Origin of the sequence: Pleomorphomonas sp. NRK KF1, from assembly GCF_023721755.1 — a bacterium.
In the GTDB taxonomy this organism is placed as follows: Bacteria; Pseudomonadota; Alphaproteobacteria; order Rhizobiales; family Pleomorphomonadaceae; genus Pleomorphomonas.
This window is the reverse complement of the sequence record NZ_JAMDLH010000001.1, coordinates 599,571-615,342: the sequence shown is the minus strand read 5'-3', so window position 1 is coordinate 615,342 and position 15,772 is coordinate 599,571. Positions and strand designations below refer to the sequence as shown.

Genomic DNA, 15,772 nt, shown 5'->3' with positions numbered 1-15,772 from the left:
CGTGAGCCGCCGCGAAGGTGCTGTCAGATATTGGTTCTCAGGTGCTCCGCACCGAAGACAGGAAGCGAGTGACCTCGTCGCGAAGCGTGTCCGACTGGCGAGCGAGGTCGTCGGCCGAGGACAGAACCTGCGTCGCGGCGCTGGAGGACTCGGTAGCCGCCTGGGTGATGCCGACGATGTTCTGTGACACCTGATGGGTTCCCGACGAGGCCTGGGCGACGTTGCGGGCGATCTCGTTGGTTGCCGCGCCCTGCTGGTCGACGGCCGCAGCAATCGAGGAAGCGATGGCGTTGAGCTGCTCGATGATCGAGGTGATGCCGACGATCGCTTCGGCCGACGACTGCGTCGACGACTGGATCTCGCCGATCTGGCGGGAGATCTGCGACGTGGCCTTCGACGTCTGGTCGGCAAGCTGCTTCACTTCGGCGGCGACCACGGCAAAGCCCTTGCCTGCCTCTCCGGCCCGCGCCGCTTCGATGGTGGCGTTCAACGCCAGAAGGTTTGTCTGGCTGGCGATGTTGTCGATGAGGTTGACCACCTCGCCGATGCGATTGGCGCTTTCGGCCAGTTCACGCACCCGGTTGGCGGTGTCCTGGGCGTCGCTGGCCGCGCGGGAGGCGACGCGGGTGCTCTCATCCGCCTGACGCTTGATCTCGCCGATGGAGGAAGCGAGCTCCTCGGCCGATGCGGCCACCGTTTCGACGTTGGTGGACGCCTCTTCGGCGGCGCTCGCGACGGTGATCGACTGGCCCGATACTTCCTCGGTCGCCGAGCTCATCGAGCGCGCGGCGAGCTGCAACTGGGAGGAGGCGCTGACCACGGACTGGACGACGCCGCCCACGGCCATTTCGAAGGCATCTGCGAGTTGACTCATCTCCCCGCGACGGCGCTCCTCCGTCGCGGCCTTGGCATGATCCTGCTCGACGCGCAGTCGCTCGTTCTCGGCCAGCCCTTCCTTGAAGACGTTGAGTGTGGCGGCCATGGTGCCGACTTCATCCGTTCGGCCAAGTCCGGGAACGGTCACGTTCAACTCGCCGGCAGAGAGGCGCTGCATGGCGCGGGTGATCGATACGATCGGCCTGGAAATGCCGCGACCGAGGAGAAGGGCGAGGACGAGCCCGACAACGAGACCTCCGGCGGAGATTCCCCACAGCATGGTCTCGGACGAGGCCAGCATCTGCTCCGATTTTGCCTGCAGGGCGGCCTGGCTCTTGGTGGCAACCCCCATGAAGGCGTCGAGCGTGCTGATGATGGCCGTGACCTTATCGTTGAGGGCGGCGACGTCCTTGATGTTCTGGAGGCTTGAGGCCTGAATGACCGTGAAGTCCGATTCAAACTGCTGCGCCTTGCTCAGCAGTTCGGCGAACGTCGAGCGCAACTCCTTGGGGCCGGACTTGGCCGAGGAGTCGATCCAGCTGTCGGCGGTGGTCAGCGTGTCGAGTGCCGCCTGAAGAGACTCTTCATCAAGGTTGGCGAGGGCGACATTGGCCTGGTTCTGCACCAGCAGTACCAGCCGCAGGATCTCGTTGACGGTATCGCGCGTCGAAGCATCGCTGGTCGCCAGCGCGATGGCGGCGACGTCTTCGAGGCCCTTCTGCACGGCGGCGATGGCCGGTTCCATGGACTCGACGCGCATCGTCGCCAGCTTGGCCTTTTCCGTGCCGATGCGGGCAAGTTCCGTTGCGTAGGATTCGAATTCGAGGCTCAGTTCCTGAAGGGTGTCGCGCTGTCCGAAGTCCGAAACCTTGCTGACGCCGTCGGCGATGGCCGAACGCAGCGTCTCTGCTTGTTTCTCGGTGGCCTGGGCCGTTCCGGGAAGCGAGGTGTAGATGAGCTCGCGGCTGAGACGACGGTATTCGAGGAACTTCGCCTGGATGTCATTGGCGATGCCGACCTCGACGTTGCGTGTGGCGAGATCGGTCACCACGCTGTTCGATTGAGAGAATGTCCTGAGCGAGACGCCAGCTACGACAGCCATTAGCGTTAGCGCTATCAGGAAGCCGGAAACAATCTTTCCGGATATGCCGAGCCGCAAGGCCTTCACCTTGAGTTTGCCAACAGTCCAGCGCATCTCTCTCTCTCCCAAAAGCAATCGCCCAGCCAACTTTGTTGTCCGAACCGCGCATTCAAATGTGTAGGCACATTTCAGGGCATGCGAGGTTAAGCTGTCGTTTACTCGAGGACCAAACTTGGGAGGCATGTTTGTGTGGCTGAACAAATGTCGAGATACTTATCGTTGTGCGTTGTTTTGACTTAAGATGAAACGATACAAATGATGGTGATTGTGCACTCTATTCTATGTATAGACCTGTTGTTTTCATGTTTATTCTGTCGTGAGCATGAGTGGTTCGCTTTTTGAGGGTGAAAAAGCAATGTGATCCTGAAGGCGATGAGGGCTTTCCGTCTCAACGCATCGTCCTGTAGCCTTGTCTCGGCGCAGCTGGATATTGAATGCTCGGTTCTCCGGCTGGACGGCCGGACAGATTTTCTTTCCGGGCGCGGGAGACGGACGCGACCTCTCATCTTGCTTCATAAAAATACGTATAGACAAAAGGCTTAGGCGTTTTTGCGGTTCAGCGCGACGCGCAGTGCAAGCAAAGTGCTGGGTCAGACCGGAACACGCATCCGGTTTTCATCGGCTCCTCCCCGATACTGCAATCTGCGTGGCGAAGACGAGAACCGTCCCGGGGCGTCCTCGGGCGTCACCGAACCGTCATGCGGCGGCAATGCCTCTGTCACAAGCCGCTCCTACTGCTTGCCGTCACCGACAACCTCGAGAGTAGGAAGACGCCATGCTGACGCGGTCCCTCATCGCCGGACTTGCCCTGACCTTCTTGTCCAGTTCCTCCTTTGCCGCTACCGAGATCACCTGGTGGCACGCCATGGGTGGCGAACTCGGCAAGAAGCTCGACGAGATCGTCGCCAAGTACAACGCCTCGCAGGATGAGTACAAGGTAACCGCCGTCTACAAGGGGTCCTATCCCGAAACGATGACGGCTGCCATCGCCGCCTTCCGCGCCAAGCAGCAGCCCGATATCGTGCAGGTGTTCGAGGTCGGCACCGGCACGATGATGGCGGCCAAGGGCGCCATCTACCCCGCCTACCAGCTGATGAAGGACACCGGAGCCGCTTTCGATCCGAAGGCCTTCCTGTCGGCCGTGGTGGGCTACTACACCGATGCCGACGGCAACATGCTGTCGATGCCGTTCAACTCGTCGACCCCGATCCTCTACTACAACAAGGACGTCTTCAAGAAGGCCGGTCTCGACCCCGAGCAGCCGCCGAAGACGTGGGAAGACGTCGAGTCCTATTCGCAGAAGATCATGTCCTCGGGTGCCGCCAAGTGCGGCTTCACCACCGGCTGGATCTCCTGGGTGCAGCTTGAGAACTTCTCGGCCTGGCACAACAAGCCGATCGGTACCCTTCAGAACGGTATCGGCGGCATGGACGCGGAACTGACCGTCAACGGCGACCTGCAGGTGCGTCATTGGACCAACCTGAAGAAGTGGCAGGACGAGGGACTGTTCCAGTATGGCGGCCCGGCCGGCGGCAACGATGCTCCGCCGAAGTTCTACAGCCAGGAATGCGCCATCTACATGAACTCGTCGGCCTCGCGCGCCGGCGTGATCGCCAACTCCAAGGACTTCGAGGTCGGCTTCGGCATGCTGCCGTACTATTCCGACGTCCAGGGCGCTCCGCAGAACTCGATCATCGGCGGTGCCACGCTCTGGGTTCTGAAGGGGCACGGCGAGGCCGAGTACAAGGGCGTCGCTGACTTCTTCAGCTTCCTGTCGTCGCCGGAAGTGCAGGCCGACTGGCACCAGTATTCGGGTTACCTACCCATCACCGAGGCCGCCTACAAACTCGGCCAGGAGCAGGGCTTCTACGCCAAAAACCCGGGTTCCGACGTCGCCATCAAGCAGATCACGCTCAACCCGCCGACCGACAACTCCAAGGGCCTGCGCTTCGGCAACTACGTGCAGATCCGCGACGTGATCGACGAGGAGTTCCAGAACCTGCTCGCCGGTCAGAAGAGCCCGAAGGACGCGCTCGACTCGGTCGTGACGCGCGGCAACAAGCTGATCGCCGACTTCCGCGCCGCGAACGGCTGATTACTCGCTTCAAAGTGACATCCGGCGCCGGCGGGCCTCCCGTCCGGCGCCGGCCTTCTTGCGGGTAGCTGCCGAAAAACGCCGCATCCGCGTTACTCGATCCGGTTTCCTTCATGCAGACCAAGCGCACCGTCTTCGGCAATCGCCTGCTGCCCTACGCGTTCCTTTTGCCGCAGCTCGCAGTGACCGTCATTTTCTTCCTTTGGCCGGCAACTCAGGCCGTCATCCAGTCGTTTCAGCGTGAGGATGCCTTCGGTCTGTCGACGACATGGGTCGGTCTTGCCAACTATGCCGATCTCCTTCATGAGCCGACCTATCTCAACTCCTTGAAGGTGACCGCCATTTTCGCACCGGCGGTCACGCTGTTGTCGGTGGGACTCGGTCTCGTCTTCGCGGTCAGTCTCGACCGGCTCGTTCGCGGCAGCCGCGTCTACGCGGCACTCCTGGTCTGGCCCTATGCCGTTGCGCCGGCCGTCGCGGGCATCATGTGGTGGTTTCTTTTCAACCCCACCATCGGCTTGCTGCCTTATCTCCTTGCCGCGGTCGGTTATCGCTGGGATCACTCGCTGCAACCCACCGATGCCATGATTCTGGTCGTCATCGCCGCGAGCTGGAAGCAAGTTTCCTACAATTTCCTGTTCTTCATGGCCGGCCTGCAGGCCATCCCGAAATCGATGATCGAGGCGGCGGCCATCGACGGCGCGGGACCGGTGAAACGCTTCTTCACCATCGTGTTTCCGTTGCTGTCGCCGACCACCTTCTTCCTCGCCGTCATCAATCTCGTTTACGCGATGTTCGACACCTTCCCGGTGATCCACGCCACAACGGGCGGTAACCCGGCCCAGTCGACCAACATCCTGGTCTACAAGGTGTTCGTCGACGGCTTCATCGGTCTCAATCTCGGCTCGTCGGCCGCACAGTCCGTGGTGCTGATGGCCATCGTCGTGACGCTCACGGTGATCCAGTTCAAGTGGGTCGAGCGCAAGGTAACCTATTGAGGAGTCGGCCATGATCGATCGCCATCCGTGGCTCGACGCGCTCGCCCATGCCGTGCTGATCGCCGGCATCCTGATCGTCGCCTTTCCCGTTTATGTCGCCGTGATCGCCTCGACGCATGGTCCCAACGACTTCATGTCGGGGCTTGTCCCTCTGTTGCCGGGCAGCGACGCGATCGCCAACTATAGTTCGATGCTGACTGACGGCCTCTCCAGCTCGGGGGCTCCACCTCTCGGCGGCATGTTGTGGAACTCGCTGGTCATGGCGCTCTCCATCGCCTTCGGCAAGATCGCCATCTCGATCCTGTCGGCTTACGCCATTGTCTACTTCCGCTTTCCCTTTCGCGCGGTGGCCTTCTGGATGATCTTCGTCACGCTGATGCTGCCGGTCGAGGTGCGTATCGTGCCGACCTTCAAGGTGGTGGCAGATCTCGGCCTGCTCGACAGCTACGCCGGCCTGACGATCCCCCTGATCGCCTCGGCAACGGCCACTTTCCTATTCCGGCAATTCTTCTTGACCGTACCGGAGGAGCTGATGGAGGCCGCGCGGATCGACGGGGCGGGGCCGCTCAAGTTCTTCCGAGACATACTTCTCCCGCTCAGTCGCACCAACATCGCCGCGCTGTTCGTCATTCTCTTCATCTACGGCTGGAACCAGTACCTCTGGCCGATGATGATCACCACCACATCCAGCCACTACACCATCGTCATGGGGATCAAGCGCATGTCGGATGTCGCCGATGCGCTTCCCCAATGGAACGTCGTCATGACCACCGTGGTGCTGGCCATGCTGCCGCCCGTGATCGTGGTGGTCGGCATGCAAAGGCTGTTCGTCAAGGGCCTCATCGAAACGGAGAAATGAGCATGTCCGCCATTGAAATCACCGGTGTGAGCAAGGTTTACGCCGGTGGCGTCCGGGCCGTTTCGGATGTCAACCTTTCGATCGCCGATGGCGAGTTCATCGTTCTCGTCGGTCCGTCCGGTTGCGGCAAGTCGACGCTGCTCAGGATGATCGCCGGCCTGGAAACGATCACCTCGGGGACCGTCTCCATCGGTAGCCGGGTGGTCAACGAGGTCGATCCGGCGGCGCGCAACATCGCCATGGTGTTCCAGAACTACGCGCTCTATCCGCACATGAGCGTCTACGACAATCTCGCCTATGGCCTCAGAAACCGTGGCGTGCCCAAGGCGGATATCGATGCCCGCGTGGCCGAGGCGGCGCGCATGCTGGAGATCGAGCCCTTCCTCCAGCGCAAGCCGAAGCAGCTCTCCGGTGGTCAGCGGCAGCGCGTCGCCATGGGCCGCGCCATCGTGCGCAAACCGGACGCCTTCCTGTTCGACGAGCCGCTCTCCAACCTCGATGCCAAGCTGCGCGTGTCCATGCGTGGCGAGATTCGGCAGTTGCAGAGGCGGCTGGGGGTAACGTCCGTCTACGTGACGCACGACCAGCTTGAGGCGATGACGCTGGCCGACCGCATCGTCGTTTTGAACGGGGGGCGCATCGAACAGGTTGGACGGCCGCTCGACGTCTATCACAATCCCGCCTCGACCTTCGTGGCGAGCTTCATCGGCTCGCCGGCCATGAACCTCGCCGATGCCGAGGTGACGAATGGCTTGGTAGCGATCGGCGGGCAGGTGGTGGCGAGCGGGGTCTCCGGCGTCAAGGATGGCCAGGTGATCGTCGGCCTTCGCGCCGAGGACATCCAGCCGGCGGCGCCCGGTACGGGCGTCCCCTTTGCCGTTCGCTATATCGAGGAGCTGGGAGCCCTGCGTCTGGTTCACGGGTCGGTCGAGGGTCGCCACCTCACCATGGCGCTGTCGCCGGACCTGCCGCTCGCCGACGAAATAAAGGTGGCGGTTGCTGCCGACCGACTTCATTTCTTCGAGGATGGCAGCGGCCGTCGGATGACGAGATAACGAAAGTGGCGGCCGCCGTCAGGCTGGCAGATAAGCGATCGCTTCGTCGGTGCTCATGACCGAGCAGTAGATCATGTTCATGATCTCAAGCTCCCTGTCGTGCAGGTCCATGGTGCCGGCCGCGCAGGCGTCCTCGGCCACGATGACGTCGAAGCTCTCGTCGGCAAGGCTGCGCACCGTGGAAGCCACGCACTGGTCGGTGAAGATACCGCAGCAGACCACATGGGTGATGCCGAGGTTTGCGAGCACGAGGCGAAGATTGGTGCCGGTGAGGGCACTGTCTGTCGTCTTGGTGACGACGATCTCATCGCCCTCCGGTGCGATGGCCGGAACGATCTGCGACGCGAGTTCGTCCTTGGGCAGCAGGAGGTTGTTCCAGCCCGGCTTCTTCTGGCTCAATGAACGGTCGCGACCATCCTGGCGCAACGCAGCGATGCGGGCATAGAGCACGTCGAGCCCACGGCTGCGAAAGGCGGCGAGCAGTTTTCGGATCGCCGGGATCACCGTGCCGTGCATGCGTTCGTGGAATGGCGCCCAGGCGTGATAGCGGGCGAGATCATCTCCGCTCAGGGTCGTGGGGTCTGAACGCTCCAGGTAGACGTTTTGAACGTCGATGACGAGAAGCGCCACCTTGCCGGCGACGAGTAAGGGATCCTCGGGTTCGGGAGCGCCGTCGTAGTAGAAGGAACGGCGGGCGGTTTTCCAGGTCATGGTCGCTCCTTTGCTGACTGGCGGTCTGTCGGCCTGAACGTCGACGCCTCATAGGGGGCCGCCCTCGCTTCCGCCGCGGCGATGCGGTAGGCGAGGGCGGCACAGCCCTCCGGGTGGCTGGCCCCACGTTTGCGGAGGGCGAATGCGTTACCGTCAGCCCTCCACAGCTTTCAGGAAGTCCGATACGGTCGCTAGGCACTTCGCCTCTTCTTCGACGTGGGGCATGTGGCTCGAGTGCTCGAACAGCACCCAGCGGATACCTGGGACCTTCTCGACATAAGGACGAACCACCTCCGGCGTGGCCTCGTCATACTTGCCCGAGATCAGCAGGGAGGGCACGTCGATCTCGGGCAGCCGATCCTCGATCGTCCAGTCCTTCATCGTGCCGATGACGTGGAACTCGGTAGGGCCGTTCATGTTGATGTAGACGGTGTTGTCGAGGTCCATCAGCTCGAAGGTGCGGCTCACCTCCTTCGGCCAGGGATCGAGACGGCAGACGTGACGGCTGTAGAACACCCTTGAGGCGGCGATGTAGTCCGGGTGGCTTATGGTGCCGGCTTCTTCGTGTTTCAGAAGCGTCGCCTGTACGTCCGGCGGCAGCTCCTCGCGTAGGCGGTTGGCCTCGCTGACCCAGGTGTGCATGTTGGCCGGCGAGTTGGCGATGATCAGCGCCTTGAGGCCCTTTGGACGTCGTACGGCGTGCTCGGCGCCGAGCATGCCGCCCCAGGACTGGCCCAGATAGGCGTAGCGGTCGGCGATGCCGAGGTGGGAAAGGAGGGCGTCCAGCTGGTCGAGGAACAGCTGGACCGTCCAGAAGTCCTTGCCCTTGTCGGGCAGGTGGGTCGAGTTGCCGGAGCCGAGCTGGTCGTAGTGAATGACGGCGCGGCCATCCAGGTCGGCGATGCGCTTGAAGCTGTCGACGTAGTCGTGCGTGCATCCCGGGCCGCCATGGGCGATGATCAGGGGCAAACGAGGAGACGACAGCGAGCCACTGACACGGTACCAGGTTTCGTAAGCGCCAAAGGGCGCGAATCCTTCCACGACTTCAACCACCGCTCACCCTCCGCTGCATATGCGTTGGGCAAAAACATAGCGCGGCGAAAAGCTGAGCAGCAGCTATCAGAAGTTATAGGTTCGAGGTTCGTCCAGCAGGCGGTAGTGGATGGCGCGCACGACGGCCTGGGTGCGATTGCGGGCGTTGAGCTTGCGGATCGCCGAGTTGAGATGCATCACGACGGTCGGCACCGAACGGTCGATGATGCGCGAAATCTCCTTGGCCGATAGCCCTTCGGCGGAGTGACGCAAGCATTCGCGCTCGCGGTCGGTCAGTCGTGGCATGGCGCCGACGCGAGCTGGAGCATCGAAGGCCGAATAGGCCGTTTCGTGGAAGAGGTGGGCGAGCAGGCCGAAGTCGGCGATGGCGCCTTCCGCCGTACGCTGGAAGTCTGCTCCGGCGCCGAAGCGAACGCCGGTAACGGTCGCATAATCTCCGCCCGGCAGATGCACCGGGACCGTGACGCCGGATGTCAGGCCTCGATCCCTGAGGTAGCTTTCGACCGGGCGACTGTCCTCGCAAAGATAGCGACGGATCGCCGTGTCGGCATTGCGATCGTAGTTCCAGAAGAAGGGGGTCGACGTCCGGAGCGCCAACTGCTGCACCGGATCGAACCGGAAATACCCTCGGCCGCACCAGTACTCGTGCATGTCTTCGGGCACGTTCCTGAGCTTCAGAAGCGAGGGGATGTTCATGCTGCCGTCGACATCGTAGGGCACCGGCGTGTAGTCGTAGATGAACGCGTCGAAGCCGAAGCCCTTCACCATGTCAAAGGCTTGGTCGATGCACCCTTCCAGGTCTGCCTTGGTGGCGAGCCGCTTCCTGACGGCGGCAATGTCGACGGACATCGATAGCTACTCCGGAGTGAAAAGCCTCCCGGATGGCGGGTTCAGGCTCCTCCATCTGCCCGACCCTATCACTTCTAATAGCTGGTGTTGAGCGTCAATTCATCCAAAATTTGATCACGCTCAAATCCTGGGCTTTGAATCGGATTGAGGAGATCGATCATGTGGCGGGAGATCGCCCCGGATGCCATGCACGTGGTGAAGGTCGACGGTCATGACGTCGTTGCCTACGAGTTCGGCACGGGCGACGACGTGGTCTTTCTCGCCAACGGCGGTCCGGGGCTGCCTTGCGACTATCTGCGCGAGGCTCACTCTTGTCTGGTCGACCATGGCTATCGCGTCATTGCCTTCGATCAACTCGGCACAGGGGCGTCCGACAGGCCTACCGATCCCGCGCTTTGGACGATCGGTCGATACGTCGAGGAGACCGAGACGGTACGGAATGCGCTCGGCCTCGGCAGGGTTCATTTCCTGGGACATTCCTGGGGCGGATGGCTCGCCATCGATTATGCGCTGACCTATCCGGATGCTCTCAAGACGCTGATATTAGAGGATACCGTCGCCGACATGCCGCATCTCGTCTCGGAGCTCGAACGCCTACGCGGCGCGCTCGGCTCCGAAACGGTGGCAATGATGCAGGCGCATGAGGCTGCCGGCACTATCGATCATCCCGAGTACGTGGCGGCAATCACGTTGCTCAACTATCGCCACGTCTGCCGCCTGAAGGAGTGGCCGGCGCCGGTCAATCGGTCGCTTTCCGATTGGAACATGGGCCCCTACGGGACCATGCAGGGGCCGAACGAATTTCTCTACACCGGCAACCTCAAGGATTGGAACCGCGTCCCGGACCTCCACAGGATCACCGTACCCACGTTGATCACCTGCGGCGAGCACGATGAACTCACGCCGGCCTGCGCGTTGCGCATCAAGCTGCACTTGCCGGATGCCGAGCTCAAGGTGTTCGCCAACGCGAGCCACATGCCGTTTTACGAGAACCCGGGGGATTACTACCCTGCGCTCCTTGCCTTCCTGGGGAAACACAGCCAGCGATGACGCTCGCCCTATCCATGACAATCGTCTCCAAGCCCGGGAGCCACGATGCACCGGTATAAGTTCGTCCTCTACCGTCCCCTGCAGTTCCTGCCGGTGCTGCTGGGCATCAGCATCATCACTTTCGTCCTCGTTCGCCTCATTCCGGGCGACCCGGCACGCGTGCTGTTGGGAACCAAGTCGACGCCGGCCGCTATCGCGGCCATCCGAGCCCAATACGGGCTCGACCAGCCGATCTGGCTGCAATACTTCTACTTTCTCCAGAACCTCGCCCACGGCGAGATGGGCAAGTCGATCCTCTACAAGATCGACGTTCTGAGGCTGATCACCACCCGCATCGAACCTACACTGGCTTTGGTGCTCTCGGCGGTCCTGCTGTCCCTCGTGATAGCCGTGCCGCTTGCCTCGCTGGCCGCCCGCTCCAACGGCGGTCCCGCCGACCATGCGGTGCGATTCATTTCGACTTTCGGCATCGGTTTTCCGCCGTTCTGGCTGGCATTGATGCTGATCATCTTCTTTTCCGTGCGGCTCGACCTGTTCCCCGTGTCCGGGTATGGCGAGAGCCTTGCCGACAAGCTCTACCATCTGATCCTGCCGTCGCTGACCATCGCGCTGTCGCTGTCGACGGTGCTGATCCGTTCGCTTCGGACGGCGATGATCGCCGAACTGAAGGGCGATATCGCCACGGCGGCGCGGGCGCGCGGCATGCCGGAAAGTATCGTTTTCTGGCGGCACGTCATGCCCAACTCGCTGGTACCGACGGTCAATCTGCTGGCGGTCAACATCGGGTGGCTGATCGGCGGTACGGTCGTGGTGGAAAGCGTCTTCGCTTTGCCGGGCATGGGACAGTTGCTCGTCCGCGCCATTTTCTCGCGGGACTATATGGTCGTTCAGGGCGTCGCCATGGTGTTTGCCTGCGCCACCGTGCTGGTGAATTTCGTCGCCGACATCGTCACGGTGGCCATCGATCCGAGGGTGAAGCAATGACCGCCGCGCTTGTTCCTGCCTGGAAGGCGGTTCGCCGGCGGCCGACATTGCTCGCCGGCCTCATCCTTCTTTCCCTGTTCGTCGTCATCGCGTTGCTCGCACCGCTGATCGCGCCGTTTGACCCGATCCTCCAGAACGGCGACCTTCGCCTTCAGCCGCCCTCCTGGGGACACCCGTTCGGGACCGACAACTTTGGCCGCGACATTTTCTCGCGCGTCATCTGGGGCGCGCGCGTCGACTTGCAGATCGCCGTGATCGGCGTGCTCTTTCCCTTTCTGATCGGCACGACGGTCGGCACGATCGCCGGCTATCTCGGCGGCAAGGTCGATATCGCCTTCATGCGGTTCATCGACATCATTCTCGCCTTTCCCTTTCTGGTGCTGATGCTCTCCATCATCGCCATTCTCGGGCCGGGACTTCAGAGCTTCTACATCGCCATGGCGCTCGTCGGCTGGGTTTCCTACGCCCGACTGATCCGGGCGCAGATGCTGGTGCTGAAGACCGTGGACTATGCGACGGCGGCACTCAGCCTCGGCTTTTCCGGGCCGCGCATCATGTTCCGCCACCTCTTGCCCAACGCCATCGCAGGATCTGTGGTGTTCTCGATGTCCGACTGCGTGCTGGTGCTGCTGTCGGGTGCGGCCATCAGCTATCTCGGCCTCGGCGTGCAGCCGCCGATCGCCGAGTGGGGCGTGATGGTGGCCGAAGGGCAGAGCTTCATCACCACAGCCTGGTGGATCACGCTGTTCCCGGGTCTCTCCATCGTGACCCTGGCCTTCGGCTTTTCGCTGACCGGCGATGGCCTTGGCGATCTTCTGGGGGTGCGCGAATGAGCGAGGCACTGCTCTCCGTCCACGACCTCAGCGTCGTTTTCTCGGGCGACGATGGCCCGCGCACGCTGATCGACGACCTGTCGTTCGATCTCGGCAAGGGCGAGATTCTGGGGCTCGTCGGCGAAAGCGGCTCGGGCAAGAGCCTGACCTGCCGTTCTCTTGTGCGGCTGATGCCGTCGCCCAAGTTGAAGATCACCGCGGGCACGGTGATGCTCGACGGTCGTGACCTCACGCAAGTGTCCGAGGCCGATATCCGTTCGGTGCGTGGCCGCGACATCGGCATGATCTTCCAGAACCCGACCAGCCATCTCGATCCGCTGATGCGCATCGGCGACCAGATCGCCGAGGGCGTCCGCGTCCATCGCGGCGTCGATGGCAAGGAGGCGAGGGCGGTCGCGCTGGATATCCTGGCGCAGGTCGGCTTCACGCATCCGGCGCGGCAGTACAACGGCTATCCGCACGAGTTCTCGGGTGGCATGCGCCAGAGGGCGATGATCGGCGTCGCGCTGTCCTGCGATCCCCGCATACTGATCGCCGACGAGCCGACGACGGCGCTCGACGTTACCATTCAGGCGCAGATCCTGAGGCTCTTGATGGACCTCAGGGAAAGCCGAGGCCTGTCGGTGATCATGATCACCCACGACCTCGGAATCGTCGCACAGACCTGCGATCGCATCGCCGTGCTTCGTCAGGGCAGGCTTCTCGAGATCGGTGACAAGCGCGATGTCCTCGGTCAACCACAGCACCCCTACACGCAGAACCTGATCGCTTCTCATCCGTCGATGCCAGCGCGACAGACGACGCCCGTCGTCATGCACGACCAGACTTCAACGAAGGCGCGACCGCTCATCGAGATCGACGACCTTCACGTTCGCTTTCCGGTGACCGGGCGAGCCCTGTTCGGCGGCGGACCGCGCGAGTTCTCCGCCGTGAAGGGGGTCAGCTTGCAGGTGATGCCCGGTGAGACGGTCGGCATCGTGGGCGAGAGCGGCTCCGGCAAGTCGACGCTGGCGCGGGCCCTGCTTGGCCTTGCGCCCATTTCCGAGGGACATGTTGCCTTCGACGGCGCCGACATCGTTACCGAGCGGACCAAGGCGCTGAGGAAGCTCCGTCACGAGACAGCGATGGTGTTCCAGGATCCCTACAACGCGCTCAATCCGCGTCTCACCATCGGCGCCATGCTGGCCGAAGTGCTCGCCGTGCAGGAGAGCGTGCCGAAGGAGAGGATCCACGAGCGCATCGGCGAGCTTCTCGATCTCGTCGGCCTTGAACGCGAGTTCGCCGACCGCAAACCGCTGTCCATGAGCGGCGGCCAGTGCCAGCGGGCCGGAATCGCCCGAGCTCTGGCGGTCAATCCCAAGCTGATTGTCGCCGACGAATGCGTCGCCGCCCTCGATGTCACCATCCAGGCGCAGATCGTCGACCTCTTCCGCGATCTCAAGAAGCGGCTCAACCTGACGCTGCTGTTCATCGCCCATGACCTCGCCATCGTCCGCAGTCTCTGCGAGCGGGTGGTGGTGATGTACCACGGCGAGATCGTGGAAGAGGGGGCGACCGCCAAGGTGTTCGCCGCGCCGCGTGAGGCCTACACGCGGGCGCTGATCGGCGCCATTCCGGATATCGATCCGGACAAGCCGCTTCTGCCTCCGAAAGGTGGGGAAGAGTTTGACGACGAAACGTCCGGGCTCGTCACGGGCGAAGCATCATAACCAGAAGGGAACTCGACATGACCGCAAAGTGGACCAAACTCAGCGTGGCGACCGTTCTCGCCACCCTCGTTTTCGGGGCTTCGATCGCCGAGGCCGCCGGTGTGCTGACCATCGGTCGCCGTGAGGACGGCACGACCTTCGATCCGATCAAGACCGCCCAGAACGTCGACAACTGGGTGTTCTCCAACGTGTTCGACGTGCTGGTGCGCGTCGACAAGACCGGCACCCAGCTGATCCCCGGCCTTGCCGAAAGCTGGACCGTGTCGGACGACGGCCTCACCTATACCTTCAAGCTCCGCGACGCCAAGTTCTCCAACGGCGATCCGGTGACCGCCGAGGATGCCGCCTTCTCGATCCTGCGCATCCGCGACAATCCGGGTTCGCTCTGGGCCGACAGCTACAAGATCGTCGACACCGCGACCGCCACCGATCCGAAGACGCTGGTCATCAAGCTGACCGGCCCGTCGGCGCCTTTCCTGGCCTCGCTGGCCTTGCCCAACGTTTCGGTGCTTCCCAAGAAGGTCGTCGAAGACATGGGCGAGGACGCCTTCGGCGAGACGCCGATCGGCTCCGGCGCCTTCGCCGTCAAGGAGTGGCGGCGCGGCGACCGCGTGATCCTGGTCAAGAACCCCGAATATTGGGACGCCGCCAACGTCAGCCTTGACGGTGTCGAATGGATCTCCATTCCCGACGACAACACGCGCATGCTGAAGGTGCAGGCCGGCGAGATCGACACGGCCATCTTCGTGCCGTTCTCCCGCATTGCCGAACTCCAGAAGGATCCCAACCTCAAGGTCCATCTCGATACGTCGACGCGTGAGGACCATCTGCTGATCAACCACGAGCATGGGGCGCTGGCCAAGAAGGAAGTGCGCCAGGCGCTCGACATGGCGATCGACAAGAAGGCTATCGTCGATGCCGTGACCTTCGGTCTCGGCGAGGTTGCCTATTCCTATGTTCCGAAGGGCGCCCTCTACCACTACGCCGACAACCTTCAGCGGCCCTATGATCCGGAGAAGGCCAAGGCCATGCTCGCCGAAGCCGGCGCAGCCGACCTCAAGCTCAACTACATCGTCAATGCCGGCGACGAGGTCGACGAGCAGATCGCCATTCTTCTCCAGCAGCAGCTTGCCAAGGCCGGAATCACGGTGGACCTGCAGAAGGTCGATCCGAGCCAGAGCTGGGACATGCTGATCGCCGGCGACTACGACATATCGGTCATGTACTGGACCAACGACGTGCTAGACCCGGACCAGAAGACGACCTTCGTGCTCGGCCACGACAGCAACATGAACTACATGACCCGCTACAACAATCCGACGGTCAAGGATCTGGTCGGTGCCGCGCGCGTCGAGATGGATCCCAAGAAGCGCGAGCAGATGTACATCGATCTCCAGAAGAAGGCCAAGGACGACGTCAACTGGATCGACCTCTACTATAGCCCCTACCGCAATGTCTCGCGGTCGAATATCGAGAACTTCGATCAGAACCCGCTCGGTCGCTTCTTCCTGGAAGACACCAAGAAGAACTGATCCGTCCTGTGAGCTGCCGCATTGACG

13 protein-coding genes are annotated in these 15,772 nt (G+C 62.4%); 9 read left to right on the top strand and 4 right to left on the bottom strand.

Annotated elements, in window-relative coordinates; all coding sequences use genetic code 11:
- Positions 1–37: 37 nt before the first annotated feature.
- Positions 38–2,071, bottom strand: coding sequence for a methyl-accepting chemotaxis protein (locus tag M4J39_RS02815; RefSeq protein WP_251726276.1), 2,034 nt, complete (start codon positions 2,069–2,071; stop codon positions 38–40).
- A 721-nt stretch (positions 2,072–2,792) separates the two neighbouring features.
- Here M4J39_RS02815 and ugpB point away from each other — a divergent pair.
- The 4 genes from ugpB to M4J39_RS02795 all read left to right on the top strand — a co-directional run bounded on the left by ugpB (position 2,793) and on the right by M4J39_RS02795 (position 7,024).
- Complete coding sequence (gene ugpB, locus M4J39_RS02810) at positions 2,793–4,112, top strand: sn-glycerol-3-phosphate ABC transporter substrate-binding protein UgpB (RefSeq protein ID WP_251726275.1); 1,320 nt, start codon at positions 2,793–2,795, stop codon at positions 4,110–4,112.
- A 113-nt stretch (positions 4,113–4,225) separates the two neighbouring features.
- On the top strand, positions 4,226–5,110 hold the full coding sequence (gene ugpA / locus M4J39_RS02805) for a sn-glycerol-3-phosphate ABC transporter permease UgpA (RefSeq protein ID WP_251726274.1): 885 nt from the start codon (positions 4,226–4,228) through the stop codon (positions 5,108–5,110).
- 10 nt (positions 5,111–5,120) lie between these two features.
- Positions 5,121–5,969 (top strand): sn-glycerol-3-phosphate ABC transporter permease UgpE, encoded by an 849-nt coding sequence (gene ugpE / locus M4J39_RS02800; protein WP_251726273.1) that lies wholly within the window; start codon positions 5,121–5,123, stop codon positions 5,967–5,969.
- Positions 5,970–5,971: 2 nt separating this feature from the next.
- Positions 5,972–7,024: an ABC transporter ATP-binding protein gene (locus M4J39_RS02795; RefSeq protein WP_251726272.1), complete on the top strand. Its 1,053-nt coding sequence runs from the start codon at positions 5,972–5,974 to the stop codon at positions 7,022–7,024.
- 18 nt (positions 7,025–7,042) lie between these two features.
- Here M4J39_RS02795 and M4J39_RS02790 read toward each other — a convergent pair whose 3' ends face one another.
- The 3 genes from M4J39_RS02790 to M4J39_RS02780 form a co-directional block, all read right to left on the bottom strand.
- The gene (locus M4J39_RS02790) at positions 7,043–7,735 is read right to left on the bottom strand and encodes a cysteine hydrolase family protein (RefSeq protein ID WP_251726271.1); all 693 of its coding nucleotides are present in this window, start codon (positions 7,733–7,735) and stop codon (positions 7,043–7,045) included.
- Positions 7,736–7,888: 153 nt separating this feature from the next.
- A complete protein-coding gene (locus M4J39_RS02785; RefSeq protein WP_251726270.1) occupies positions 7,889–8,788 on the bottom strand; it encodes a proline iminopeptidase-family hydrolase in 900 nt (299 codons plus the stop codon).
- A 66-nt stretch (positions 8,789–8,854) separates the two neighbouring features.
- On the bottom strand, positions 8,855–9,637 hold the full coding sequence (locus M4J39_RS02780; RefSeq protein WP_251726269.1) for a LuxR family transcriptional regulator: 783 nt from the start codon (positions 9,635–9,637) through the stop codon (positions 8,855–8,857).
- Between the two features lie 159 nt (positions 9,638–9,796).
- On the opposite strand from M4J39_RS02780, the gene M4J39_RS02775 reads away from it, so the two are divergent.
- The 5 genes from M4J39_RS02775 to M4J39_RS02755 are packed head-to-tail and all read left to right on the top strand — an operon-like array spanning position 9,797 to position 15,745.
- The gene (locus tag M4J39_RS02775; protein WP_251726268.1) at positions 9,797–10,687 is read left to right on the top strand and encodes a proline iminopeptidase-family hydrolase; all 891 of its coding nucleotides are present in this window, start codon (positions 9,797–9,799) and stop codon (positions 10,685–10,687) included.
- Positions 10,688–10,732: 45 nt separating this feature from the next.
- Positions 10,733–11,671, top strand: a complete 939-nt coding sequence (locus M4J39_RS02770; protein WP_251726267.1) for an ABC transporter permease — start codon at positions 10,733–10,735, stop codon at positions 11,669–11,671.
- Entirely contained in the window at positions 11,668–12,504 is an 837-nt protein-coding gene (locus tag M4J39_RS02765) for an ABC transporter permease (protein ID WP_251726266.1), read from the top strand. Before M4J39_RS02770 ends, M4J39_RS02765 begins: the two co-directional genes overlap by 4 nt.
- Entirely contained in the window at positions 12,501–14,213 is a 1,713-nt protein-coding gene (locus tag M4J39_RS02760; protein ID WP_251726265.1) for an ABC transporter ATP-binding protein, read from the top strand. The genes M4J39_RS02765 and M4J39_RS02760 overlap by 4 nt, the downstream gene beginning before the upstream one ends.
- Before the next feature lie 17 nt (positions 14,214–14,230).
- Positions 14,231–15,745, top strand: a complete 1,515-nt coding sequence (locus tag M4J39_RS02755) for an ABC transporter substrate-binding protein (protein WP_251726264.1) — start codon at positions 14,231–14,233, stop codon at positions 15,743–15,745.
- Positions 15,746–15,772: the final 27 nt, after the last annotated feature.